This window comes from Chitinophaga horti, assembly GCF_022867795.2.
Taxonomy (GTDB): Bacteria; Bacteroidota; Bacteroidia; order Chitinophagales; family Chitinophagaceae; genus Chitinophaga; species Chitinophaga horti.
This window is the reverse complement of sequence record NZ_CP107006.1, coordinates 6,109,706-6,134,808: the sequence shown is the minus strand read 5'-3', so window position 1 is coordinate 6,134,808 and position 25,103 is coordinate 6,109,706. Positions and strand designations below refer to the sequence as shown.

Sequence of the window (25,103 nt, the reverse complement as noted above, 5' to 3'; positions counted from 1 at the left end):
TTTAGCTTTCACCTCACGCTCCTTGAAGGAATCGTGTTAACTTTGTGCATCGCAAAAATAGCTTATTTGTGGCCCGTTTCGCCCGTACTGCTCGCGATTAAACATAAAATCACCGGTGAAGAAACTCGATAAACTCATTATAAAAGCCTTCCTGGGCCCGTTCATCGCTACGTTTTTCGTAACGCTGTTCGTGCTGATCATGCAATTTCTCTGGAAATACATCGATGACCTGGTGGGTAAGGGACTGGATACCGGAACGATACTCGAACTGCTCCTGTACACCACCACCAGCCTGGTGCCGCTCGCCCTTCCCCTCGCCGTACTGCTGTCGTCTATCATGACGTTCGGCAACCTTGGTGAAAGCTTTGAACTGGTAGCCATCAAATCTGCCGGCATTTCCCTGCTTCGCTTTATTCGTCCCCTGCTCCTCGTGTGTGTGGGCATCGCCATATTTGCATTCCTGTTTTCGAATTACGTGATACCGGTAGCGAACCTCAAGTCGAAGTCACTGCTCTGGCGCATCACCAACTCGAAACCGGCTTTCAATATTAAGCCAGGCGTGTTTTATACAGAGATCCAGAACTATACCATCAAAGTAGCGAAAAAGGATGCCGACAACCAAACGATCCACCAGGTAATGATCTATGATCGCAACGGCGCCGGTGGTTTCGACAACCTCACCATTGCCGAAAAAGGTAAAATGCAGGTATCGGAAGACAAACGTTTCCTGTATTTCATCCTCGAGAATGGATGGCGGTATGAAGAGCGCGGCCCGGCAAACAACCTGGAAAAGAACCAGCTGGTGCGCCAGGGTTTTAAACGGTATAAAAAAGCGTTTGACCTTACCCAGTTCGGACTCAACCAAACGGACGAAGACCGTTTTAAAGACAATCAGCAAATGCTGAACGTGCGGCAGCTCGACGTGGCGATCGACTCCCTGCAGAAAGAAGAAAAAACCTATCAGCAACGGGTGAACGCCTATGTAAGCTCCCGTTACGGATTCTATAAATGGAAAGACACAGGCTGGATGGCCAAAGCGCCCGCTTTGAAAGTCGACAGCTTCATGCAGATCATACCCGACAAAGATCGGCGTTATGTATTGGAGAGAACCGAACAAACTATCCGCGAAGCACAAACGAACATCGGCTCGCTGGCTACCGAATTTAAACAAAGGCACAGCGAAGTGCTATTGTTTAAAGTAGAATGGCAACGTAAATTCACCCTGGCTTTCGCGTGTATCGTACTATTCCTGATTGGTGCACCGCTTGGCTCCATCATCCGGAAGGGCGGTTTGGGTACGCCACTCGTTTTTGCGGTGATATTCTTTGTAATATTCAACATTTTCTTTATGATTGGGGAGAAAATGGCGCGTGGTGGAGTAATGCAAACCTGGAGTGGTATGTGGCTGTCCAATATCGTATTGATGCCCATCGCCGCATTCCTTGTGTATAAAGCGATGAACGATTCACAGCTCTTTAATAAAGAGTTCTATTTCCGTTCATGGCAAAAAATTAAGAAATTGATAAACAACAGAAAACAACAGCTTACAACTAAATAAAGCAACTTTAGAAATTGAAATAGCGGAGTTCGAGCAAGAAAACCTACAGACCTACAACTTTACAAACGCTCTTACCTTGAAAACACTGTCAACAATGGTGAGGGGAAATTCATATTTCTTCCTTCCCTTTTTCGCATGGCTTGCCATAGGCGCCACCCTACAATTTGTGTTCTTTACAAAAGAAGAACTGTTTATCGGCATCAACCAGGTGCACGCTCCCTTTGCCGACCACTTTTTTTCGTGGATTACCTGGCTGGGAGATGGTTGGGCATTCGGTGTTATGCTCGCCGTTCTGCTGGCTATGCGTAAGTACCGGCTGTTCCTGATGGGCGGCATTACGCTGTTACTGGTAGCACTGTTTGTACAAGTACTCAAACACAAGCTGGGCGCACCGAGACCAATGGCCTACTTCACGGACACGAGCATTATTCACACCGTAGAATGGGTAAGGGTGCACAAATCACTCAGCTTCCCTTCCGGACATACGGCCACGGCATTTGCCATGTGCTGCTTCCTCGCCATGACATTGCGGAATAAAACCGCGTCGCTTTGCTTGTTTGTAGTAGCTTTAGTGGCCGGCTGGTCACGCATCTACCTGGCGCAGCACTTTTTCGAAGACGTGTATATCGGGAGTATGATCGGCACCTTTAGCTGCATGCTGGTATTATTCGCCTTCCACCTGATGAAAGGAAGAACGCCGCGTTCCGGCCGCCTGCGCGAAACGGAACCCGCCATACCTGCCCAGGGCATCGGTGCCATGGCATAATTTTAAAAACTAGCATCCTGCATGAAGTACCTGTTTATTGCCTTAGCGGCCGCTTTGCTTTTCATTCCTTTTATTGGAGCCGTACACCTATTTGACTGGGACGAGGTCAATTTTGCCGAAGCTGCGCGCGAAATGATCGTTTCCGGTAATTACACACAGGTACAGATCGATTTCCGCGCTTTCTGGGAAAAGCCGCCGCTGTTTATATGGCTACAGGTACTGAGCATGAAAATATTCGGCATCAATGAATTTGCCGCCCGCTTTCCTAACGCGATTATCGGTATCGCCACACTGGTAAGCTTCTTTGCCATCGGCAAAAAGCTGGTAGACGAAAAGTTCGCCTGGTGGTGGACGCTCGTGTACGCAGGCTCCTGGTTGCCGCACTTCTATTTTAAGTCAGGCATCATTGACCCGACGTTCAATCTCTTTATCTTCCTTTCCATCTATTTTGCCTACCGCATTAACTGGGGCACCAAACCGATGCGTATGGCCATGTTGAGTGGCGCTATGCTGGGACTCGCCGTACTTACGAAAGGTCCGGCTGCAGTCATCATTTGCGTATTGTGTTTACTTGCCTACTGGATCTGGAATAAGTTCCGCATCGGTATTAAAGTGGTACACCTCCTGTTGATCTCCGCTTTTGCAGCCATTATACCACTGTCGTGGTTCGGGTACGAGATCATTTCCCATGGCTGGTGGTTTGTAAATGAGTTCCTTGTTTACCAGGTGCGCCTGTTCAGCACGCCGGACGCCGGTCACGGAGGGTCTTTCTTTTACCACTGGATCGTGCTGCTCATAGGTTGTTTCCCTGCCAGCATCTTCCTGGTGGCGGCCTTTCGCGGCCGTAAGGGCGGACAGTCGGTTTACACCGGCGAAAATATGGAGCTGAAGGACCTAAAACGCTGGATGTGGGTGCTGTTTTGGGTGGTGTTGATCCTGTTTTCTATCGTGGAAACGAAGATCGTGCACTATTCGTCGCTGTGTTACTTCCCGCTTAGCTTCCTGGCAGCGCTGTATGTATACCGCCTGGCAGAAGGCAAGTTTTCGCTCCGCAAATGGCATGTAGGGCTGCTCATCGGCATCGGTTGCCTGCTGGGCATCCTGATCGCCGCCCTGCCGCTGGTAGGTTTATATGCCAAAGAATTAATCCCGCATATCGGCGACAAATTCGCCCGTGCTAACCTGGAAGCCGTTGTTCCCTGGCACTTTGCCGAAACCGGTTTTGGCCTGTTCTACGTACTGGCTGTGATCATTGGTGGCGTTTTATTGCTAAGGGGCAAAGTGCGCAATGGGCTGCTCACCCTGTTTTTTAGTTCGATGTTTTTGATACAGGTAACCATGGCGCACTTCGTGCCGAAGGTGGAACTGTACTCACAAAACGCCGCTATCGAATACTTTAAACAGTTTGCCGGTAAAGACGTGTACGTGTACCCGTTGAATTATCATAGCTACGCCCACCTGTTTTACGCACAAAAACAACCGGCACCAAATGTAGGCCAGTACGATAAAGAGTGGCTGTTAAACGGGGCGGTGGACAAACCCGTGTATTTCATCTGCCGCATCAATCACAAAGACAAATATATTCATCACCCTAACCTGGAACTGACAGGCGAAAAGAACGGTTTCGTCTTTTTCCGAAGAAAATAATGAAGAAGCCCCCTGCTGCATATGCAACAAGGGGCTTTTTTTATCTGGATACGGTGCCCACTATTTCAGTGCAGCCTCATACCGTTTTTCTACTTCGGCCCAGTTAATCACATTCCAGAAAGCGGAAATGTAGTCGGGGCGTTTGTTCTGGTATTTCAGGTAATACGCATGTTCCCACACATCAAGGCCCAGGATAGGTGTACCTGTTTCCTTCACGATCTGCGTCATCAGGGGATTGTCCTGGTTAGGTGTAGCGGCTACGGCCAGCGATTCATCCTTCTTCACGATGAGCCATGCCCAGCCGGAACCGAACTGTGTCTTTGCAGCATCATTGAATTTAGTCTGGAACTGCTCCATTGAGCCAAAAGCCTTTTCGATGGCTTTAGCCAGTTTTGCGGAAGGCTTTCCGCCTCCTTTGCCGAGGATCGTCCAGAACAGGCTGTGGTTATAGTGGCCGCCACCGTTATTGCGGATCGCTTTGTCTTTTTCTGTCACCTTAGCCATGATCTGCTCCAGGCTCAGCGATGCATAAGCCGTACCAGGCAAGGCATCGTTCAGGTTCTTCACATAAGCTGCATGGTGCTTATCGTGGTGGATCTCCATCGTCATTTTATCGATGCTGGGTTCCAAAGCGCCATAGGCGTATGGAAGCTCCGGCAGGGTAAAGGGCGCTTTCTGGTCCAGGATACCCGGCGTAGCGGCCGACTGTGCAAATAAACCTTTGGGGCTTACCATGGCGGCTGCTCCTGCAATACCGGCGATCTTGAGAAATTCTCTTTTGTCCATATTAAAGCATGTTGATATTACAAATCTAACTGATCAGGTGCTACTTTGCACAAATTTTACACCAATCCTTCCCCACCCATCATAAATTAATAAGCTGCTGCGCTAAGAAATATCTCCCAACCTGCTTTAATAATTACAATTAGTAGATTTATAATAGAAGATTATAGTTTAATTTCAAATAAATTGCTATTTTACTTTTCATTCTTGTGTAGCAGTTAAGTATTTAATCGAATTTTAGCAATGAAGCTATTTGTCCCTGGTGAAGCATGCTACCTAACCCTTGGTAGCAGTACACCTGTTAGTCGTTTCAACTGTTTTAACCATTTCTTGCCTGTGCAGCAGGCGACGAGAGTCATCGGTCATTCTAAGGGGTTGAAACCTGATAATCACTTTCCCCGGGCCATTCAGCAACCTGGCGTTTGTTCACTCATCTTGTGATTGGCAAGACATTGATTTGCTCTTATTAATTTAAACAACAACAAATAGCCATTAACCGCGCGGCAGTTAACGGCATCGACGTTTTCAGCAACATCCTCCATGCAGAGCGGGATAATGCTGGTATTATACTGAAATCCAGTACTTTGAGCGCCGACTAAACACATGATGTTTTGCAATCATTTATATCTTTATTATAAATGGTACACCTTGAAGCTGAGATAAATCGAAAAGAATAATAGTTTTGAAAGTAATCCGGGGAGCAATGAACCCGCCCAATTTAGTTAAACCGTGAGCATAACCTATTAAATAGATAAAAGCGCCGCAAGGCAGAAAGATGATCCAGAACCGCGTCAACAGAGACAAAAGAGAACAGCTTGAATATACCCCGGCATTTTACCGGTTGGGGGATGCCGTGCAGAAACAGGCTTTGATCCAATTGCTCGAGCAGCAGGAGGATATACAGGTATTTGATGAACTGGATATACAGCTGAGAGAGCTGATGAAGATCCAACACCCTACCAGGAAGTTAACGACTGAAGAAATAACCGAACTGGCAGCCGCCCGTCTTGGCAACACGCCGGCAGAAGAATACGGCGTTTGGGTGTACTTTCCCTGGGCACGCCGTGTAGTACACATCGTTGACGAACAGGAGTTTATTGAACTTCGCACCGCCCGTAACATGCAGAAGATCACCCGCGAAGAGCGCGATCAGCTCGCCACCCGCAAGCTGGGTATCATCGGTTTATCTGTAGGGCAATCGATCGCACTAACGCTGGTGATGGAACGCCTGTGCGGAGAGTTACGCCTGGCCGACTTCGATGCGCTGGAGTTATCTAACATGAACCGCATACGCACGGGGATTTATAACCTGAATGTACCGAAGGTAGTGATCGCAGCCAGGGAAATAGCGGAACTGGATCCCTTTATCAAAGTGAAATGTTACGCGGATGGCGCTACTGACGACAACCTCAGCGACTTCTTAACCGGCGACGGTAAATTAGACCTGCTGATAGAAGAATGCGACGGAATCGACATCAAGATCATCAGCCGTATTAAGGCCAAAGCTTTACAAATACCAGTGGTGATGGAAATGAACGACCGGGGCATGCTGGATATTGAACGTTACGATTTGCAGCCCGATTACCCGATGATGCACGGACTTATTCCGGATATTGACATAAACACATTGAAAAACCTGACAAACGAAGAAAAAGTGCCCATTCTCGGCCCGATGGTTGACATGCATAATATGTCTCCCAGGATGAAACAATCCCTGGCTGAAATAGGAAAATCTATTACGACATGGCCCCAGCTGGCCTCTTCTGTCGTTTTAGGAGGGGCAATGGTCGCCGACACCGTGCGCCGCATCCTCCTCGGGCAACTCACTGCATCCGGCAGGTACTATGTGGATTTTGAACAGATCATTAAATAAATCTCGCGCATTAATAACTAAACGAGCAAACCAATGAGTATTACGATCAAGGTAAGAGCTTTTATTGCGCCAGAAGACCCGGAAGCGTGTATGCGCTTTTACGAGGGGCACAGCAAACTACTGGAAATACATTTCGGCATTGCCAAAATTACCTCTGGCAATGTAGACTGGTTGCAGCACAGGAACACGATCGTAGTGATCGTAGAAGATGAAACCGGCGAAAAAACTTACGGCGGCGCCCGCGTGCAGCTGGCAGACGGTGTAATACCCCTTCCTATAGAAACAGCGATCGGTAAGTACGATCCTAAAATATATACCGACGTTCGTAAAGGCAGCGCGGAGATCTGCGGCATGTGGAACTCCAAAGAGGTAGCCGGCATGGGCATCGGGAGCCTTATTCTCTCCCGCGTATGCGTAGCATTGATGACGCAGCTGCCGGTAGACAGGGTACACGTACTGTGTGCGCCAATCACTACGCGTATGGCACGCAGAGTAGGCGCCGTAATCGATACGTCGCTTGGCAACGAAGGCACCTTTTACTATCCTAAGGATGACTTTATTGCCACCGCCATGGTCATTAACGACCTTCACGTACTGCAAACAGCCGACGAGTCAGAAAAAACATTGATACGCGAACTGCGCAGGCAACCCAATCAAACCAGGACGGAAACAGGGCCTAAGGGAATATTTGAAGTAGCCTACCAGCTTGAAGTAGACTACACTCCCGAAGATGAAACCGCCGTTGATGTGCAGAACGAAGTGATCGAAAAGAAGGACTCCTGAACCCGGTCCGCTTACTAATATCCCGGTAACCCTGCCAATATTGTTCGCAATGCTGGCAGAAATCCATAATTTACAGCGTCTTAAATTCGTTCCTATCCTTATAATGATGTTAAAACGCCTCATCTATTTACTGCTATTAGTCCTTTTCGCCGCCAACGCCAGTAAGGCAGCAGGCCCCATTGTCGTTACGGACAGTAAGAAACTGATGAAAATCGGTAAGTCGCTGGAGCTGTACGTCGATAAAACCAACAAACTCACCATCGAGCAGGTGCAGGAAAAAGTGTTCAGGGCCTCTGACCAGGACGTGCCCAACCTGATGATCACTCCCTACACCCACTGGGCGCGCTTTTCGGTGGAAAACAGATCGGGCAGCGACGTGCTGCTGCTGGAGCTGGAGTACCCTACGCTCGATGATATATGCCTGTACGAGCAGCAACACGGCGGCGGCTTTATTAAAACAGAGCTGGGCACCATGAAGCCCTACCGCGAACGTTCCTACGATCACCAGAACTACATCTTTAAGTTGCAGGTAAATACCGGTGAAACCCGCCACTACTACCTGGCCATACGCGCCGATGAGCAGGCGCAGTTGCCGATATACCTTTCTACCGAAACAGCCATCAACGAAAAGAACACACAACGTAACTTCATTTTCGGGATATACATCGGTATCATCCTGGTAATGGCCCTCTATAACCTGTTTATTTACCTAACCACCCGCGATTCCAGCTACCTTATTTACGTAGCCTATATCGTTTGCGTAGGCCTTACGCAGGCGTCGCAGCAGGGCTATACGTTCCGGTTCCTGTACCCTAACAACGTTTGGCTGGTGCGGCACGACACCGTATTTATCCCGATCCTGAACGGGATAACGGCGGCCTTGTTCATACAGTCGTTCCTGCATACGAAAGAGCGTTACCCGCTCGGCCATAAATTGCTGCACGGCGTTACACTCTTCTACGTACTCTGCTTTATCCCCATGTTCTTTGACGCTTACATGGTGGCACAGGTATGGGTGCAGATAGTGGCCATGAGCGGATCGCTGATCGCGATCTTCGCGGGCGTGGTGGTGCACCGCACGGGCTTTAAACCCGCCAGGTACTTCCTGATCGCCTGGGGTATATTCCTTACCAGCGTGGTGATATTTGTGATGCGCAACTTTAACCTGTTGCCGTACAACGACTTCACCTATTACGCACTGCAGGTGGGCTCCGCAGCAGAAGTAACCCTGCTGTCGTTCGCCCTCGCCAACAAGATCAACATCTACCGGAAGGAAAAAGAAGAATCCGCCGCCCTCGCCCTGCAGGTATCGCAGGAGAACGAGCAGCTGGTAAGAGAACAAAACGCCGTCCTCGAGGCGAAGGTGCAGGAACGTACGGAGGAGCTGCAATCCTCCAATAAAGAACTGAACAAAGCCCTCAGTAACCTTAAATCAGCCCAAACACAGCTGGTGGAGGCCGAAAAAATGGCATCCCTTGGTCAGCTGACGGCCGGTATCGCCCACGAGATCAACAACCCGATCAACTTCGTTACTTCTAATATCAAACCGCTGAAGCTCGACTTCGCCGACCTCCGCTCGCTGTTACGTAAGTACGAGGAAATGGAATCGGCCCCGGCGGATACCATCCCGAAGCAGATACAGGAGATACAACGCTTCAAGCAGGAAATAGATATCGACTATGTGCATAATGAGATCGATACCCTTATTACCGGTATTGAGGACGGCGCCGCCCGTACCGCCGAGATCGTACGTGGGTTACGCACCTTCAGCCGCCTGGACGAGAGCGATCTTAAGACCGTAGACGTGCACGAAGGCCTCAACTCCACACTGGTACTACTCCGCAACACCATACCCCAGCACGTTACCGTCGTGCGGGACTATGGGGAACTGCCAAAGATCGAGTGTTACGCGGGCAAATTGAACCAGGTGTTCCTCAACATCATCAATAACGCGCTTAACGCCATTAAAATGAAGCCTGAGCAGGGAGAAGAGTCGGTTACCATCCGTACACGGCACCACGTGGACTCCAACCAGGTTAGCATCAGCATAAAGGATTCCGGTATAGGCATGACCGAGAAGGTAAAAGAAAAGATATTCGACCCCTTCTTCACCACCAAAGACGTGGGCGAAGGCACCGGGTTGGGCCTGTCCATCGTATTTAGCATCATAGAGAAGCACCAGGGAAGAATTTTAGTAGAGTCTCAACCTGGTAAAGGAGCAGAATTTATTATATATTTACCTTTAAATATCTCGAACCATTCGTCTCAACAAACCCTTTGATGAAAAATAACCGTATCAGAATACTGTATATTGACGATGAGGTTCATAACCTGAACGCCTTTATGGCGAGCTTCCGCAGGAATTATGAGATCTACATCGCTAATTCTGCGCAGGAAGGGAAACAGGTGTTGAAAGGGATAGACGTTCATATTATTATCGCAGACCAGAAGATGCCCACCACCACGGGTGTGGAATTTTTCAACGAGATCAAGAACGTACTGCCCGACCCCATCCGCATATTGCTCACCGGTTACACCGATGTGGAGGATATAATTGACGCCATCAACAAAGGCCACATTTATTCTTACATCAAAAAGCCCTGGGATGAGCAGGAACTGCACCGGACCATCAACAATGCCTACGAGATCTATTCCGCGCGCAAGCAGCTGAAAGAAAAGATCGTGGAGCTGGAAAAAACGAACGACGAGTTAAACCGGTTCATCTATTCCACGTCGCACGACCTTCGTTCGCCATTGATGTCGGTATTAGGCATTATCAACCTCTCCCGCCTCGATAACAGCGTAACCGACCCCAACGGCTACATGAACATGATCGAGATGTGTGTGACCAGGCTGGACGGGTTCATTCAAAAGATTATCGAATATTACCGCAATTCCAGGCTGGAACTCGAGTTTGAAAGAATCGACTTCAACAACCTGATAAAAGATTGTACGGATACCTTTAAACACCAGAACACCGCTATCAACTTTAATGTGGAAGTAGACCAGCCGGTGGAGTTTAAGGGCGATACGTTCAGGATCAGTGTTATTTTAAATAACCTGATATCCAACGCTGTAAAATACCAGAAGCCGGAGGAAGAAAACCCTACTGTCAACCTCATTGTAAAAGTGGAGCCCCACAAGGCATCTATCCGTATAGAAGACAATGGCATCGGTATTTTGAGCGAACACCTGAACAACATCTTTAAGATGTTCTTCCGTTCCAAAAACAACAATAAACCCGGTAGCGGTATCGGTTTGTATATTGTAAAAGAAGCCCTTACGAAGATTGGCGGTACCATTACCGTGGATTCCAGGTATGGAGAAGGTACTCAATTTGAAATAACCATTCCGAACAGAAATGAATTCGATTCCTGACCTCCGCGTCATCCTCATCGATGATAACGATATCGATTTGCTGCTGCACGAAAAGTTGATTTCGTTGCAGCAAATCAGCAGGACTGTGCTCTCGTTCACCAATGCGAACAAGGCGCTGGAATTTCTGTCGTCTAATATCACCCTGCCACATATTCCCCCCACGGTGATCCTGCTCGACATCCAGATGCCTGAAATGGACGGGTTTGAGTTCCTGCGCTCGTTCGACACCTACCCCCAAAAAATTAAGTCACAATGCTCTATCATCATGGTATCGTCTTCGCTCGATTTCGGCGATATTAGCCGTACCAACGCCAATCCCCTCGTAGTCAGGCTCCTCAAAAAGCCCCTGCAGGCCAGGGAACTGAAAGACGTGATCGAAGGTATTTTCAGAGACAACTATTAAATTTTCTTCCGGGAACCAGCTATTCCCTCTCCCCCAGCCGCCGTTGTGTCACTCACTTCAGCGGCAGTGCTGCTATTTGTCATATTGTTGATGATCGTTCGTCCTGGTTTCAAACAGGTTACGTGCCCACCTATTGATCACCTTACCCCGATTGCCCCTGCAATTGTATGAAGCGGCCCCTTCGCCGGTTGCCACCCTCTTAGTGAAATCCGCTGGTTCCTCCGGCGCAAGTTAAAATGCGCCTTGGTCCACGAAACTGCGCCGTCCGGCCACTAATGATCCTGCCAGGATGTGCAATAAATCCCTTCCTTTGTTAATATAGCCGAGACTGGTACCAGTCGACCGTTTATGCGGGAAAAGCGCCCAGTTGCCCTACTGTAAGTAGCCAGTTAGTAGCCAGATAGTAGCCAGTTAGTCCATTTATAAACTAAGGCGGGTAATGAGCTGATTGTTCCCTTGAGACACCGTATCCTGTAAAACCCATTAAAAAACAAAACCCTACTAATATTATAGATTAAATAGTAATTCCTTATATTTGCTGTACAAATTGTGCCGTATGAACATTCGCAACATTCAACAGAACTTAACGCAACATGGCCCGTCCATCATCGTGCTGCTCGTACTGGGATTGCTGATTTTGTCGCTGACGATGCGTAAACAGGCGAAAGGTTTCAGTAAGAACGATGTGTCCAAGGCACAAACGGCCGCTTCTATCTAGGTCATAACCACCCATTATACGTAACATCCTGCCGGGGCTTCTGCCGGGCAGGATGTTTCTTTTTCAGGCAGTCAGCCGGATATTACAAGATAACTTCACTGCATTTACATCGCGTCCCCATCCCCCAAAATAAAAAAAATGGAAACCCTTGTTGCTATTGATGCTAAACCGGTTTAACTTAGTGCAGCCACGAGCACAAAAATCAACCACTTAATGAAGACTTTTTCAGTTCAAAATCCACTGCCAGCATGAGAAAACAACTTTTTACCATCCTGCTGATCGCACAGGCGGCCGCCTACCCGGCGCTAGCACAAACGGGCGAAAAGCTGGTTTCATACGTAAATCCGATCATCGGTACCCAAAAAATGGGACACGTATACCCGGGCGCCACAGTTCCCTTCGGTGCTGTACAGCTTAGTCCGGACACCGATACGATCCCGTACGAGATGAATGGGAAGTACAATCCCGACGTATACCGCTACTGCGCAGGCTACCAGTACGACGATAAAACGATTACGGGCTTCAGCCACACGCATTTCAGCGGTACAGGCCACTCCGACCTCGGCGACTTCCTGATCATGCCGACTACCGGCGCGCTTCAGCTCAACCCGGGTACGGCGAACGATCCTAAAAGCGGTTACCGCTCTGCGTTTTCCCACGCCAATGAAGTGGCGGAACCAGGCTACTATAAGGTAAAGCTGGACGATCACGACATTACAGCCGAGCTCACCGCGAGCAACCGCGTAGGGTTTCATCAGTACACTTTTCACAAAACACAAAACGCACACATCATCCTCGACCTGATGTCGGGCATTTACAACTACGATAACAAAAACGTGTGGACGTTCGTTCGTGTCGTAAACGATACGCTGATCACCGGTTATCGCCAAACCAACGGTTGGGCGCGTACCCGTACGGTGTATTTTGCAATGACGTTCTCCAAGCCGATCAAACAATATGGTCACCGCAGCTACACCAGCGATGTGTACCGCGGCTTCTGGCGTAAGTTCGATGTTACACAGAACTTCCCTGAAATGGCGGGCCGCCAGTTAAGGGCGTGGTTCGATTTCGATACGGAAGAAGGAGAACAGATCAAGATCAAATTCGCGATTTCTCCTGTTAGCCAGGAAGGTGCGCTCGCCAACATGCGCGCCGAAATTCCGCACTGGAACTTTAACCAGGCCAAAGCAGATGCACAGTCATTGTGGGAAAAAGAACTGAACAAGATCGCAATTAAAACGAACAGCAAAGAGGAAAAACAGAACTTCTACACCGCAGTGTACCATACTTTCCTCGGCCCTACCACTTACATGGACACCGATGGCAGCTACCGCGGCCTGGACATGAACGTGCATAAGGCGAACGGCTTTACGAACTATACTACTTTCTCCCTCTGGGATACTTACCGCGCCCTGCACCCATTCTTTAACGTGGTGCAGCCGAAACGTAACGCCGACATGGTACAATCCATGATGGCGCACTACGATCAGAGCGTGCAAAAGATGTTACCGGTATGGTCACACTATGCGAATGAAAACTGGTGTATGATCGGTTATCACAGCGTATCGGTGATTGCAGACGCGGTAGTGAAAGGCAACGCGCCGTTCGATGCGAATAAAGCACTGGACGCCTGTGTGGCCACGGCTCGTTATAAAAAGTACGACGGACTGGAATACTACATGGCCATGGGTTATGTGCCGGAAGATAAAAACAGCTCCTCCGTATCCAAAACACTGGAGTATGCGTACGACGACTGGGCAATTGCACAAATGGCGCAGAAGCTGGGGCGCAAGGATATTTACGACGAGTTCATTAAACGCTCCGCCTACTGGCGCAATGTATACGACGCCAGCACAGGCTTTATGCGTCCGCGTATGAGCGACGGCTCGTTCCGCAAGGAGTTTGATGCGCTAAAAACACACGGTCAGGGCTTTATCGAAGGTAACGCATGGAACTACAGCCTGTACGTACCACAATACCCGGCCGAAATGATCGCGCTGATGGGTGGTAAGAAACAGTTCGCCACGCACCTGGACTCGCTGTTCACCATGCACCTGCCCGACGAATTTTTTGCCGAAACAGAGGACATTACCCGTGACGGCATCATCGGTAACTATGTGCACGGTAACGAACCCAGTCACCATACAGCTTACCTCTATAACTGGACCGACCAGCCCTGGAAAACACAGGAGCGCGTGCGTATGATCCTGAAGAAGATGTATCGCCCAACACCGGACGGTCTAGGTGGTAACGACGACTGCGGACAAATGAGCGCATGGTACATCTTCACCACGATGGGCTTTTACCCGGTTGCTCCCGGCTCCGTAGAATATTCACTGGGCAGCCCTGCGGTTGACGCGGCCACTATCCAGCTGGAGAATGGTAAAACCTTTGCCATGGAAGCAAAGAACCAAAGCGACAAGAATGTATATGTGCAGAAAGTGGAACTGAATGGCAAACCGCTCACTAAAAGCGTGATTACGCATACGGACATTATGAACGGTGGTAAACTCACGTTTTACATGGGTGCTAAGCCAAACAAGAAACTGTACCTTTGACCATTAAAAGAATAAATGCAAAGCCCGCATCCATGAGGATGCGGGCTTTTTTAATGATATAAATTCGTTGGTGTATACAACTAAGCGCGAGTAGCACCGGTAGGCTCATTGTCACTACATCTTACTCAACCACTCTTTCTTCTTCGCATCAAACTCCTCCTGGGTGATGATGCCTTCGTTCAGCAACAGTTTCAGCTTCTGCAACTGTTGCACAGGATCTACATCTGCATCTTTATTACCGAGCATCGTTTTACCTAATTCCAACCCGGCACCGAACTGCAGGCCGGCACCAGCCATACCACCTTCGTTGGCGGCGGCATCGCGGAGGGCTTTCAGCTTTTCCATGTCTACGTAATTTAAGCCCCCTTGCGCTGCGGCAAGATTATCGGCGGTTACATCTGCTATCTTACGGATGCGGGCCTGGGTATCTTTATCGAACAGGGTGCCGTTGATGCGGAAGTCGGTCAGCTCAAAACCAATCTCCGTAAAGGTTTCATTCAGCTTCGCGCTTAGCTGGGCAGATATATTTTCCAGTTGGGCATCAATTTGCTGGTAGCCTAAGCCGGCGGCAGCCAGGTGTGCCGCTAACGTTTGTGGTATGCGGGATTGCAGCAACTCGCGGGCCTCTTCTGTTTTGTACTCGTCGCGGGAGCCAACAACATTCTGAAAGAATGCGCCGGGGTCAGTTACTTTAAACGAGTAATTGCCGTGCAGGCCCAGCTCCACCGGGAAGTTATAGATCGGATCTACATATTTAACCGGTGTAGACGTGCCCCAGTGCTGGTTCACACATTCTGCCCTGCGATAAAAGTAGATACGCATTTTATGTTCGCTCTCGAATAACTGGCGCAACTTCAGCAGCGTGGTGATGAACGGGTGGTTGTCCGTACTGAGATCGAAGGTGCCTTCTTCCGTAATCACTTCCGTCATCTGGCCTTCATACACCAGTATGCAACCCTGCCCCGGCCCTACGATCAGTTTACTACGGTTCTTGATCTCGTCGCTGGTGAAGTGATATTTGTGAAACAGTACGCCCGGCTGCTGGTTTTCCCAGTCTATAACGGTGGCTAATTGTTTTTTAAAGAAGTCTTTTAAGCCCATGATCGTTATTTTATTTCGTGATGACTTACCAGCTTGCCGCTGGCGTTAAACACAAGTCCGTCGCGGTAGCTGGTGCCCAGGAAGCCCTCTTTGCAACGGATCATTTCATCAATATCCTGCTTAGCCTCCAGCGGTGTTGTCCATTTGATGGTGCCGGTGTTTGGATCGAGGCACTGTAAAGTGAACGGTGTTTCCGGCGAAGCATTGGCGCGGAAGAGGATCACCAGGTCCTTATCATCCGAGAAAAGTACTTCGGGGGAGAAGTACAGGCGGTCGGGCGTAATGTCTTTGTAAGACACGATGCGACCACGTTCCATTTCCCGTTTGGAGAGCAGCACCTTTTTATAGGGGATGTTGCCAGAATAAATACCCGAAGGCACCTGGTAGTCCTTACCCCAGCTAGGCCCCGTTACTAACCAGCGTGGCCCGCCGCTATTATGTTTGTGCACGATTTGCAGCAGTTGCGTTTTTTCATCGGGGAACTCGTGCCCCTTGCGGGTAAACGTAAAGTAGGTTCGGTCCGTAGCGCCCGGCAACAAGGTGGAGAAACCCTCCTGCGCCTTATCCAATTCAGTTTTAGTGTACACCTTGTTCACCAGCGGGTAGTAAAACAGGCTTTTACCGTCGTTGGTCATTACGGTGAGCCCGTCGCCATAGCTGTCGTACATAAATTCCACCGTGGCGATGCCCGATTGCAGTAACGGCTGATCTTTATAGAGCGAGCTGCTTACATCCGTAGCCGATTGCGCCGCAGGATCTATTTTGAATATTTTCGATTTGTTGATGATCGCATACATGTCACCGTTGGTGAACTGGCGCAGCTTTACGTCGGCAGTGGTACCCGCGTTGGGAAGATCGAGTTTTTTAGCGCTTACTTCTTCCTTTTTGATTGGATCGAAGAAGGCGGCGTACAAACCGTTTTTATCATCGCTGCCGGCGGTGCCCCGGTACATGCGGCCTGCCAGTGAGAAGAGCAGTGGTTCCCCGGCACTGCTCAATACCGGCGCGGTGCCTCCACTCCAGGTTGTATAGGTTTCTTTAGGGGCACTGGCTTCGGAAACGGAATAAGTACTTCCCGCGCTGCTGTCGTTGCCGATAAAAAAGAAGATGGCGACGAAAAACATAGCAGCGCTGACGATAGCGCCGAACACGATCATCTTTTTAGGGATTTGCGGCGCTTTATACTGGTAACCACCTTCCGTGCGATGCGTGACGGTGTGATACACATGTACATCGTCGCTGTCAATAAAATACTGTGTGTGGCAGCTTTCGCAGCGGTATTGGTCAGGTTTAATAGCGGTATGTTTTACGCTACCGCAGTGTGGGCATTTGATGGCCTTGATTTCTTTTGGCATTCCGTATATCGGGATTTAATGTTGCTGCCCCGGGTTAATGCTAACATCATGCCTATCGGCATTCACAAGTGTCAGTCTTCAGCAGGCGGGTACCCGGGTCGGTTATTTGCATGACAAAATAAGATAATTCGCCAGAATGGCCTAATACCGTTGAGCCGATAAGCGTGATGCGGTTGCAGTGAGTGACACAACGGGGGCCGATGGGAGGAGTGAAAGATGGTTACCTGAAAAATTTACGCTTAAAAACAACGAGGCCTCCTAGACAGGAGGCCTCAGAATGTTTATTGTGATCTATGTTCCAAGAAGAACAAGTTTGCGTTCCGGCAGCAGCCGGGACTATAATTAGTTTTTACTTTCGAGTCGTAAAGGTAGAAAAAGAATACGGGAAAGCCGCCTCAGTCGTTCCTTTTTGTTTATTGGGCGTAGCGCCCATTTTCAGGTCGAGTGTACCACCTTTCTGAATGTCGGTATGGGTAAGCCAGTTTTTATCGTATGCTTTACCGTTTAACGTAGCTGACTGAATGTAAAAGTTCGCGTCGCTGTTGTTGGGAGCATTGATAATGAACTTCTTACCATCCTGCAGGGTCACCGTCAGCTTCTTGAACAATGGCGTACCTATCACATATTGCTGCGTGCCAGGCGTTACCGGGTAAAAACCCATCGCGCCAAACACGTACCAGGCGGAGGTTTGACCGTTATCTTCGTCGCCGCAATAGCCATCAGGTGTAGCGTGGTACAGTTTATTCATCGTTTCGCGGATCCAGTACTGCGACTTCCAGGGCTGGCCGGCATAGTTGTACAGGTACAACATGTGCTGGATAGGCTGGTTGCCGTGTGCATATTGGCCCATGTTCATGATCTGCATCTCACGGATCTCGTGAATCACGCCACCATAATAGCTTTCGTCGAATACCGGAGGCATTTTGAATACAGAGTCCAGCATTTGCGCGAAAGCCGTTCTGCCACCCATTTTTTCGGCCAGGCCGGCAATGTCCTGGAACACGCTCCAGGTGTAGTGCCAGCTGTTACCTTCGGTAAACGCATCCCCCCATTTGAACGGGTTGAAAGGCGTTTGGAAAGTACCGTCCTGGTTTTTACCGCGCATCAGTTTCGTTTCCGGATCGAACAGGTTTTTCCAGTTCTGGCTACGTTTTTCGAAGCGGGCAATTTCTTCCTGCGGACGTTTCAGCGCAATCGCCAGCTGGTGAATGGTGAAATCGTCGAACGCATATTCGAGCGTACGGGCCGCGTTTTCGTTGATTTTAACGTCATACGGCACATAACCCAGTTCGTTGTAATACTTCACACCTTTGCGGCCTACAGCCGTCATAGGGCCTTCGTTTTCGCTGTTTTTGAGGATCGCCTCATACAGGGTGTTAATGTCATAACCACGAATACCTTTGAGGTAAGAGTCGGCGATAACGGCGGCGCTGTTAGAGCCGATCATCACGTTACGCAAACCGGGGCTACCCCATTCCGGCAGCCAGCCACCTTCTTTGTAGGCATTGGCCAGGCCTTCCATCATGTGGCTGTTAAGGTCAGGATACATAAGTGTGAGGAACGGGAACAGCGCGCGGAACGTGTCCCAGAAGCCGGTATCGGTAAACATGTAGCCGGGCAGCACTTCACCGTTGTATGGACTGTAGTGCATTACCTTACCACTTGCATCGAACTCGTAAAACTTGCGCGGGAACTGTAACGTGCGATAGAGGCAGGAGTAGAACGTGCGCACCTGGTCGATGGTACCGCCTTCTACGTCCAGACGGCTCAGCTCCTTGTTCCAGGCGGCTTTACCTTTCTGTTTGATGGTTTCGAAATCATCTTTTCCCAGTTCCTGTTTCAGGTTTAACTCGGCTTGCTCAAAGCTGATAAACGAAGATGCTACTTTCAGGTTTACCTGTTCGCCTTTCGCTGTTTTGAAACCTACGATCGCACCGGCGTGGTTGGTCGTCAGTTCCAGCGTATCGCCGGCGAGCGCCTTGTTTTTACCATTCCAGGCTTTGGATACGGTAAAAGGTTTGTCGGCATAGATGACGAAGAAGTTTTTAAAATTCTTCGGTACGCCGCCGCTGTTGCGGGTGGTATAGCCAATGATCTTATTTTCTGATGGAATTACTTTAATGTAAGAACCTCTGTCAAACGCATCCACCACGATAAAAGCGCTATCGGTAGCCGGATACGTGAAACGGAAGCGGGCAGCCCTTTCCGTAGGCGCGATCTCCGCGGTCACATCTGCATCGGCGAGATACACGCTGTAGTAGTAAGGCTTTGCGGTTTCTGCTTTGTGCGAGAACCAGCTGGCACGGCTATCTTCGTCGAACTTCATGCTGCCTGTAACCGGCATGATCGAGAACTGGCCGTAGTCGTTCATCCATGGGGAAGGCTGATGCGTTTGTTTCAGGCCGCGGATCTTGTCGGCGGAGTATTGGTACGTCCACCCATTACCCATAGTATTGGTTTGGGGCGTCCAGAAGTTCATGCCCCAGGGCAATGCGATTACGGGATAAGTATTACCATTGGAGAGGGATACTTTGGAATCTGTTCCCATCATTGGGTTTATCCACTCCACGGGGTCGGTTACCTTGGTAACGATCTGCGCTTTTGCGCTGAACACACCCATTGATAAGAGCAGCCATCCGAATTTTTTCATGCTTGATTAGTTTCTCTTTAAGGTTATAAACGATAACACCGTGCCCGAGGCGGAAAGCCTCAATGCACGGTGTTTTTTTATCTTCATTGATTCACTTCGTTATTCGTACCCGGTGTTCTGGCCGAGGTTCGGGTTCAGCGCCCGTTGATTTTGCGGGATCGGGAACACGTTCCATTTAGCCTGACCGGATGCCGGGTGGTCCCACCAGGTAGCGGTGGTAAACTTACCGAACCGGATAAGGTCCTGGCGGCGTTTGCCTTCAAAGATAAACTCTCTTCCCCGTTCTGCCAATAGCTCGTCCAAAGTAAGCGTTGCCGCGGTGTAGGCTTCGTTTACCCAGTCCTGTGCAGTGAATGCACGTTTACGCACATCGTTCACCAGCGTTACTGCCTCTGCGTTAGCCACTTTGCCATTGCCACGCATGATGGCCTCTGCTTTCCACAGATAGATTTCGGTGAGACGGTACAGCACGAAGTCGTTACCCCAATAGTTCACCTCATCTGTCAATTCACCGGGTACATATTTTGCAAAACGCGCACCGCTGTTCTCTTCACCGCGGGTCATACCACCCTCGCCGGTTTCACCTTCGGAGTTACGGCGGATCTCTTTTACGAACACCAGCGGTTTGCCGCTATATTCTTCGGTGCCCAACACAGGTTGACCATTGGTCTTTTTCACCTGCGGACCGATGAGCATCCAGCCTGTTTTACGCAGATCGTTGTCCTCGAACGCGTCGTATGCAGACGGGATTACTACGATACCATTGTTACCGTCGCGGTCTACGTTGTAAATTTCACGCTGCCTGTAATGCCAGAAGTCACCGTTCCAGCCAAAGTTGAAGTCGCCCTGCCGAAGGTCGTACGCGATCTGGAACAGGTTTTCGGTGGAAAGGTGATTGGTATTGTTAAACGCCTTGTAGATATCATTTTCCAGCACCGGAGCGCTGCCTGTAAGGGCACCACCTTCGCCCGCAATAATGCGGTTACACACAGCGATACAATCGGCGTAACGCGGTGTACCCGTCCACACTTCAGCGTTAATGTACAATTCTGCCAGCATGCTGAGCGCAGCCGCCTTGGTTACGCGGCCTGCTAAAGCGGTAGTGAGTACAGGCAGGGAATCCATGTTGTCGAGGATTTCCTTTTCGATCCATGCAAACACTTCCGGACGTTCCTTGGTTTCGGGGTTAAAGCCTTCGCCGGGAACGGTGGCGATGGGCAGTTTGCCGAACAGGTCCATCAGTTTGAGATAATGCCAGGCGCGCAGTACACGCGTTTCCGCGAGCAGCTCTCCTTTTTCCTGCTCCGTCATGCCGATCTGCGCGAAATCCACGGCGGCTAAGTCTTTGAGTGTATTGTTACAAAAACCCATACCGGAGAACATGAGCCTCCAGGCGTTTTCGATCGTACCTTCCAGCGGCACCCAGGTGTGATAGTGCAACCGTATCCAGTCGCCACCATCGTAGCCATGGCGGCCCTTCTGCGGCCATGCCAGCTGGTCGGCCGACAGCTCACTTAAGCGCCAGTAACCATTTTGTCCGGTTGGTGCAGCCCAGGCGTTGGCGTGGGTGTAAGGGCGTGTAACTGCTGCCAGCACTTCGCCTTTGTTGTGATAAAAATTATCTGCATTGATCCTGCTGTACACGTTTTCGTCCAGGTCCGTACAAGCGGCCAGTCCGGTTACAGCAGTCAGTAATATCATAAGCTTTTTCATACGATGCTTTGTTTTAAATCCTCATTAGAAACCAACATTCAACCCGATTGTGTACGACTGTGTACGCGGATAAAATCCACGGTTGTCGATGCTCGTCGTAAGACCGTTATCTTCCAGCTCGGGGTCAAGGCCGCTGTATTGCGTCATAGTAACCAGGTTACGGCCTGATGCATATACGCGCAGGTTACTGATGTACTTCGTATTCAGTTTGAAGTTGTAGCCCAGCGTGATGTTATCCAGTTTTACGAAACCACCTTTCTCCAGGTAGTAATCGGAGTACTGCGGATCATCTTTCAGGCGGGCGTTTTTAGTGATGGCGCTGCGCAGTACGTTGTTTGGCAGCCATTTCGCGTTACCGAAATACAGATCCTGCAGGTTGAGGATGTCGTACTTAAACTTACCGCGGAAGAATACCGTGAGGTCAAAATTTTTGTACTTCAGCGTGTTGCTCCAGGATGCCAGGAATTTAGGAATACCATTACCAATTACCGTATAGTCGTTGGCAGTAATCTGGTCGGCCCCTACCCTTTCGCCTTTTGCGTTGTAGAACAACCAGGTGCTGTCAGTATCGAAACCGGCGAAACGTTTGCCGTAGAAGTTACCGAGCGGCTGACCTTCCTGCACACGGATCGCGTTACCAAGCGCGCCTGGAGAAGGCAGTGAGCCGTACTCGAAGTAAGTAGCTTTAAACAAGTCGTTGGACAGTGATTCCAGTTTGTTGTGCTGGTACGTGAACGTTACGTCTGTGTTCCAGGTGAAGTCTTTGGTAGATACCGGTGTTGCGCTTACGATCAGCTCAATACCTTTATTGGAAATTTCACCTACGTTGGTAAATAACTGGTCATGGATGTAAGGCGGCTGCTGGGCTCTGTATTGTGCAAGCAGGTCGACGGTATTACGTTGATACAAATCGATCGAACCGCTGATCCTGTAATTGAGGAAACCGTAGTCGATACCGAAGTTCCACTCTCTTTTCTGTTCCCATTTTAAGTTGGGATTGGGGTTTACGGAAGGGCCGTAGGTTTGTGACCAGGTACCGTTTTGCAGGTACTGACCGCCAGTGCTGAGCGTAACGAGCGAACCGTAGTTGGCTACACCATCCTGACGGCCGGTAACGCCATAACCTAAACGCAGTTTTAACTGGTTGATGGCTGCGTTGCCTGCCAGGAAATCCTCCTTGTTAATCGCCCAACCTACGGATGCAGCGGGGAACGTACCCCATTTGTTGTTCGCACCAAAGCGGGAGCTACCTTCGCGGCGAAGTACTACCTGCGCCATGTACTTCTGTTTATACGAGTAGCTCAACCTGCCGAAAAACGCCACCAGCGTGTTATCCTCTTTGCTCGATCCAAGTCCCGGGCGTTTCAGCGCGTTGTTGGTAATCGCGTTACCGGCGCCGAGGTTCCAGTCCAGAAACGCATCTGTCAGGAAGCCGTTATTGTTCGCACTGAAAATTTCAGAAGTGAAGTATTGATAGCTGTAACCTGCCAGGGCAGTGATGCTATGATCTTCATTGATCGTAGTGCTGTAATCGATCACACCTTCAAATGTTTTATTGAAGTCGATCTGGTTGTGCTTTCTGGCATAACCGCCACCATTGTAATCGATCATGGACGAGCGTGATTCTTTAGAGCGATATTCACGATCGTTCCAGCTGTTGCGGATCAACGCACCGGTAGCTGACAGTTTCAGACCTTTCATTAATTCGAGCGTAAACTTCACATCGCCGGAAAGCGTTTGCTGATCGCGCTCGTTGAGCGTTTGTTGTAAACGGGCCAGCGGGTTGTAGTTGTTGAATGCGTTTGTTTCCAGGTAAGTGCCGTCTGCATTAAAGATGGGCGCAGTAGGGTTACGTTGCACTGCCTGTTCGAAGTCGCCGCCTGCACCACCGTTCAGGTTCGCTTTGTTGAAGTTGGCGGCTACGTTCATTTGCATGCTCAGTTTACCCTGTAAACCTGTCTGATTGACGTTTACACGACCACCATATTGCCTGCGTGAGTTGTCGATGGAAATACCGTTCTGGTCATTGTAGTACAATGATGCCCGGTAGTTGCTATTGCCCGTTCCGCCTGAGGCAGAGAGGTTATGATACTGGCTCAGGTTCTGTTCGTCGAGCAGCAGGTCATACATCTGGATGCGGCCACCGAGGTCGGTGGTGCCTGGCAATTTGAGGTAATCTGTTGCGCTGAGCATATCCGGCCTTTTGGCCACCGCATCGCGCTGGAAGTAAGTCGAGTAAGCGTAAGTAGGCTCTCCTGCCCGGCCACGCTTCGTCGTAATGAGGATTACCCCATTGCTCGCACGCGTACCGTAAATCGCGGCTGCCGATCCATCTTTCAACACGTCGAAAGAGGCGATGTCGTCTTGCTGCAGCAGGTCGAGGTTACCGCCGGGCACACCGTCGATTACGATCAATGGCTGCAAACCGGCAGACAAGGTACTGGCACCACGCAGCTGGATGGATACGCCGCCGTTCGGGTTGTTACCACCTGCGCGCGTAATGCTTAAGCCAGCCACCTTACCCTGCACGAGATCCAGCGGGTTGCGGGAACCGCCCTGGTTAAAGTCTTCGGGTTTCACTGTTGCAACGGAGGACGTTACTTCCGCCTGGCGTTGTGTACCGTAACCGATTACCACAACGTCCTTCAGTGATTTTACGGAGGCGCCCATTTTCACGTTCAATGGTTCGCTGCCCATGGGCACTTCCTGGTTTTCATAACCGATAATAGAAAATACGAGTGTAGTGGCTGTAGGTGGTGCTTCCAGCTTAAACGTACCATCGGGGCCGGTTTGCGAACCCGTGGTCGTGCCTTTTATCTGGATGGTGACGCCGGGTAGCGGCGTACCGTCTTTCGCATCGGTCACCTTACCTGTAACCTGCCTGTTCTGCGCAAAGGCGTGAAATGATAACAGCAATAACAGAAAGCCCTGCATTGCCGCCCGCATAAGAAGCGTGGATTTCTTCTCCATGTTGTTTGATGATTTAGATGTTGAAAATTCTTCTTTTACCGGCGCGCCTTTTCTCCCAACCTCAACAGGCATGGAAAGGCCAGGTCGTGCAGTGGTGATGCAAAACCGGTTCAAAAAGATATGCGTTTAAAATGTGCGTGCGTTTTTGGTCTTACTTACTCAGTCGGGTATTAGCGGTACTTCATGATTAATTTTACAGGTTAAAAAATACAATGCCCGCCCGTACGATATACAGGTTGAATTGTCGGTTTAATATGGGAAACACGGAATGACGGCAAATTTTCACTTCAAGCTAAATCGTTTTTGCTTTTAGTGTCAAAAAAAAGATTCTTGGAATCTTTTGCGTGTATCCTTAAATTATTTCCGGGAAAGTAATTGATATGGTCCCTTCGATTAACGTCTCATAAACACTCACTGGTTACTTTCAACAACATGGTTTCTACAATGTGCGTGGTTCCGATTTTTTCTCAATAACAAACAGATCAGGTAATTGATCTTTTTATCTTGATTAAAATTAAAAAACATTTCCGTTTTAATCCCAATATTTTTTAAAAACTCTTAAAACTGGCTCAGGGCAAGGCATTCATCTACTTACAACAATTCCATTTCACTTTGCTTTTTTTTACCCGAGCTCGTGTATTCAACAAATTCCGGGCCAGCAAAGTAATCTAGTAGAGAGGAAGATTTACGCGTAGTGAAAATGGGCAACGTCTGCTACAAAGTTGCTCGATTTATCAGCATAAAAAAAGAGCCTTGAAAGGCCCTTTGTTGCTTTAAATGAATAGTGAACAATAAAAAAACGATCTTCTATTATAGTCGACATTGCTGCCGTAATAATTACTTAATT

Annotated in this window: 16 protein-coding genes; 10 read left to right on the top strand and 6 right to left on the bottom strand. The window is 49.3% G+C overall.

Annotated features, from left to right (window positions below):
• The first annotated feature begins 115 nt into the window (after window positions 1-115).
• The 3 genes from MKQ68_RS25025 (at window position 116) to MKQ68_RS25015 (ending at window position 3,971) form a co-directional block, all read left to right on the top strand.
• Window positions 116-1,558 carry an LptF/LptG family permease gene (locus MKQ68_RS25025; protein ID WP_264281447.1) on the top strand — a complete coding sequence of 481 codons (1,443 nt, stop codon included), beginning with the start codon at window positions 116-118 and terminating at the stop codon, window positions 1,556-1,558.
• 166 nt (window positions 1,559-1,724) lie between these two features.
• Window positions 1,725-2,324 (top strand): phosphatase PAP2 family protein, encoded by a 600-nt coding sequence (locus MKQ68_RS25020; RefSeq protein WP_264281446.1) that lies wholly within the window; start codon window positions 1,725-1,727, stop codon window positions 2,322-2,324.
• A gap of 21 nt (window positions 2,325-2,345) precedes the next feature.
• Complete coding sequence (locus tag MKQ68_RS25015) at window positions 2,346-3,971, top strand: ArnT family glycosyltransferase (RefSeq protein WP_264281445.1); 1,626 nt, start codon at window positions 2,346-2,348, stop codon at window positions 3,969-3,971.
• Between the two features lie 60 nt (window positions 3,972-4,031).
• Here the strand turns inward: MKQ68_RS25015 and MKQ68_RS25010 are convergent, their stop codons facing one another.
• Window positions 4,032-4,757, bottom strand: coding sequence for a superoxide dismutase (locus tag MKQ68_RS25010; RefSeq protein ID WP_264281444.1), 726 nt, complete (start codon window positions 4,755-4,757; stop codon window positions 4,032-4,034).
• 772 nt (window positions 4,758-5,529) lie between these two features.
• Between MKQ68_RS25010 and MKQ68_RS25005 the strand changes: the two genes are divergently transcribed.
• The 7 genes from MKQ68_RS25005 to MKQ68_RS24975 all read left to right on the top strand — a co-directional run bounded on the left by MKQ68_RS25005 (window position 5,530) and on the right by MKQ68_RS24975 (window position 14,467).
• The gene (locus MKQ68_RS25005; RefSeq protein ID WP_264281443.1) at window positions 5,530-6,627 is read left to right on the top strand and encodes an Rv1355c family protein; all 1,098 of its coding nucleotides are present in this window, start codon (window positions 5,530-5,532) and stop codon (window positions 6,625-6,627) included.
• A gap of 33 nt (window positions 6,628-6,660) precedes the next feature.
• Window positions 6,661-7,410 carry a hypothetical protein gene (locus MKQ68_RS25000; protein ID WP_264281442.1) on the top strand — a complete coding sequence of 250 codons (750 nt, stop codon included), beginning with the start codon at window positions 6,661-6,663 and terminating at the stop codon, window positions 7,408-7,410.
• Window positions 7,411-7,516: 106 nt separating this feature from the next.
• Window positions 7,517-9,691, top strand: coding sequence for a sensor histidine kinase (locus MKQ68_RS24995; protein ID WP_264281441.1), 2,175 nt, complete (start codon window positions 7,517-7,519; stop codon window positions 9,689-9,691).
• The gene (locus tag MKQ68_RS24990; RefSeq protein WP_264281440.1) at window positions 9,691-10,788 is read left to right on the top strand and encodes a sensor histidine kinase; all 1,098 of its coding nucleotides are present in this window, start codon (window positions 9,691-9,693) and stop codon (window positions 10,786-10,788) included. The genes MKQ68_RS24995 and MKQ68_RS24990 overlap by 1 nt, the downstream gene beginning before the upstream one ends.
• Window positions 10,772-11,191, top strand: coding sequence for a response regulator (locus tag MKQ68_RS24985; protein WP_264281439.1), 420 nt, complete (start codon window positions 10,772-10,774; stop codon window positions 11,189-11,191). Before MKQ68_RS24990 ends, MKQ68_RS24985 begins: the two co-directional genes overlap by 17 nt.
• 556 nt (window positions 11,192-11,747) lie before the next feature.
• Window positions 11,748-11,909: a hypothetical protein gene (locus MKQ68_RS24980; RefSeq protein WP_244841194.1), complete on the top strand. Its 162-nt coding sequence runs from the start codon at window positions 11,748-11,750 to the stop codon at window positions 11,907-11,909.
• Window positions 11,910-12,157: 248 nt separating this feature from the next.
• Window positions 12,158-14,467 (top strand): GH92 family glycosyl hydrolase, encoded by a 2,310-nt coding sequence (locus tag MKQ68_RS24975; protein ID WP_264281438.1) that lies wholly within the window; start codon window positions 12,158-12,160, stop codon window positions 14,465-14,467.
• Between the two features lie 114 nt (window positions 14,468-14,581).
• Here MKQ68_RS24975 and MKQ68_RS24970 read toward each other — a convergent pair whose 3' ends face one another.
• The 5 genes from MKQ68_RS24970 to MKQ68_RS24950 all read right to left on the bottom strand — a co-directional run bounded on the left by MKQ68_RS24970 (window position 14,582) and on the right by MKQ68_RS24950 (window position 24,256).
• Window positions 14,582-15,568 (bottom strand): SPFH domain-containing protein, encoded by a 987-nt coding sequence (locus tag MKQ68_RS24970; RefSeq protein WP_244841196.1) that lies wholly within the window; start codon window positions 15,566-15,568, stop codon window positions 14,582-14,584.
• A gap of 5 nt (window positions 15,569-15,573) precedes the next feature.
• On the bottom strand, window positions 15,574-16,923 hold the full coding sequence (locus MKQ68_RS24965; RefSeq protein ID WP_264281437.1) for a hypothetical protein: 1,350 nt from the start codon (window positions 16,921-16,923) through the stop codon (window positions 15,574-15,576).
• A 349-nt stretch (window positions 16,924-17,272) separates the two neighbouring features.
• Window positions 17,273-19,573: a GH92 family glycosyl hydrolase gene (locus MKQ68_RS24960; RefSeq protein WP_264281436.1), complete on the bottom strand. Its 2,301-nt coding sequence runs from the start codon at window positions 19,571-19,573 to the stop codon at window positions 17,273-17,275.
• A gap of 99 nt (window positions 19,574-19,672) precedes the next feature.
• A complete protein-coding gene (locus MKQ68_RS24955) occupies window positions 19,673-21,286 on the bottom strand; it encodes a RagB/SusD family nutrient uptake outer membrane protein (RefSeq protein ID WP_264281435.1) in 1,614 nt (537 codons plus the stop codon).
• A 24-nt stretch (window positions 21,287-21,310) separates the two neighbouring features.
• Entirely contained in the window at window positions 21,311-24,256 is a 2,946-nt protein-coding gene (locus MKQ68_RS24950; RefSeq protein WP_264281434.1) for a SusC/RagA family TonB-linked outer membrane protein, read from the bottom strand.
• Window positions 24,257-25,103 lie beyond the last annotated feature (847 nt).

What these genes read in the sequence shown, in the direction of transcription:
- MKQ68_RS25015 (WP_264281445.1), top strand. Translation starts at nt 2,346, where the DNA reads ATGAAGTACCTGTTTATTGCCTTAGCGGCCGCTTTGCTTTTCATTCCT.
- MKQ68_RS25010 (WP_264281444.1), bottom strand. Translation starts at nt 4,757, where the DNA reads ATGGACAAAAGAGAATTTCTCAAGATCGCCGGTATTGCAGGAGCAGCC.
- MKQ68_RS25005 (WP_264281443.1), top strand. Translation starts at nt 5,530, where the DNA reads ATGATCCAGAACCGCGTCAACAGAGACAAAAGAGAACAGCTTGAATAT.
- MKQ68_RS25000 (WP_264281442.1), top strand. Translation starts at nt 6,661, where the DNA reads ATGAGTATTACGATCAAGGTAAGAGCTTTTATTGCGCCAGAAGACCCG.
- MKQ68_RS24995 (WP_264281441.1), top strand. Translation starts at nt 7,517, where the DNA reads ATGTTAAAACGCCTCATCTATTTACTGCTATTAGTCCTTTTCGCCGCC.
- MKQ68_RS24990 (WP_264281440.1), top strand. Translation starts at nt 9,691, where the DNA reads ATGAAAAATAACCGTATCAGAATACTGTATATTGACGATGAGGTTCAT.
- MKQ68_RS24985 (WP_264281439.1), top strand. Translation starts at nt 10,772, where the DNA reads ATGAATTCGATTCCTGACCTCCGCGTCATCCTCATCGATGATAACGAT.
- MKQ68_RS24980 (WP_244841194.1), top strand. Translation starts at nt 11,748, where the DNA reads ATGAACATTCGCAACATTCAACAGAACTTAACGCAACATGGCCCGTCC.
- MKQ68_RS24975 (WP_264281438.1), top strand. Translation starts at nt 12,158, where the DNA reads ATGAGAAAACAACTTTTTACCATCCTGCTGATCGCACAGGCGGCCGCC.
- MKQ68_RS24970 (WP_244841196.1), bottom strand. Translation starts at nt 15,568, where the DNA reads ATGGGCTTAAAAGACTTCTTTAAAAAACAATTAGCCACCGTTATAGAC.
- MKQ68_RS24965 (WP_264281437.1), bottom strand. Translation starts at nt 16,923, where the DNA reads ATGCCAAAAGAAATCAAGGCCATCAAATGCCCACACTGCGGTAGCGTA.
- MKQ68_RS24960 (WP_264281436.1), bottom strand. Translation starts at nt 19,573, where the DNA reads ATGAAAAAATTCGGATGGCTGCTCTTATCAATGGGTGTGTTCAGCGCA.
- MKQ68_RS24955 (WP_264281435.1), bottom strand. Translation starts at nt 21,286, where the DNA reads ATGAAAAAGCTTATGATATTACTGACTGCTGTAACCGGACTGGCCGCT.
- MKQ68_RS24950 (WP_264281434.1), bottom strand. Translation starts at nt 24,256, where the DNA reads ATGGAGAAGAAATCCACGCTTCTTATGCGGGCGGCAATGCAGGGCTTT.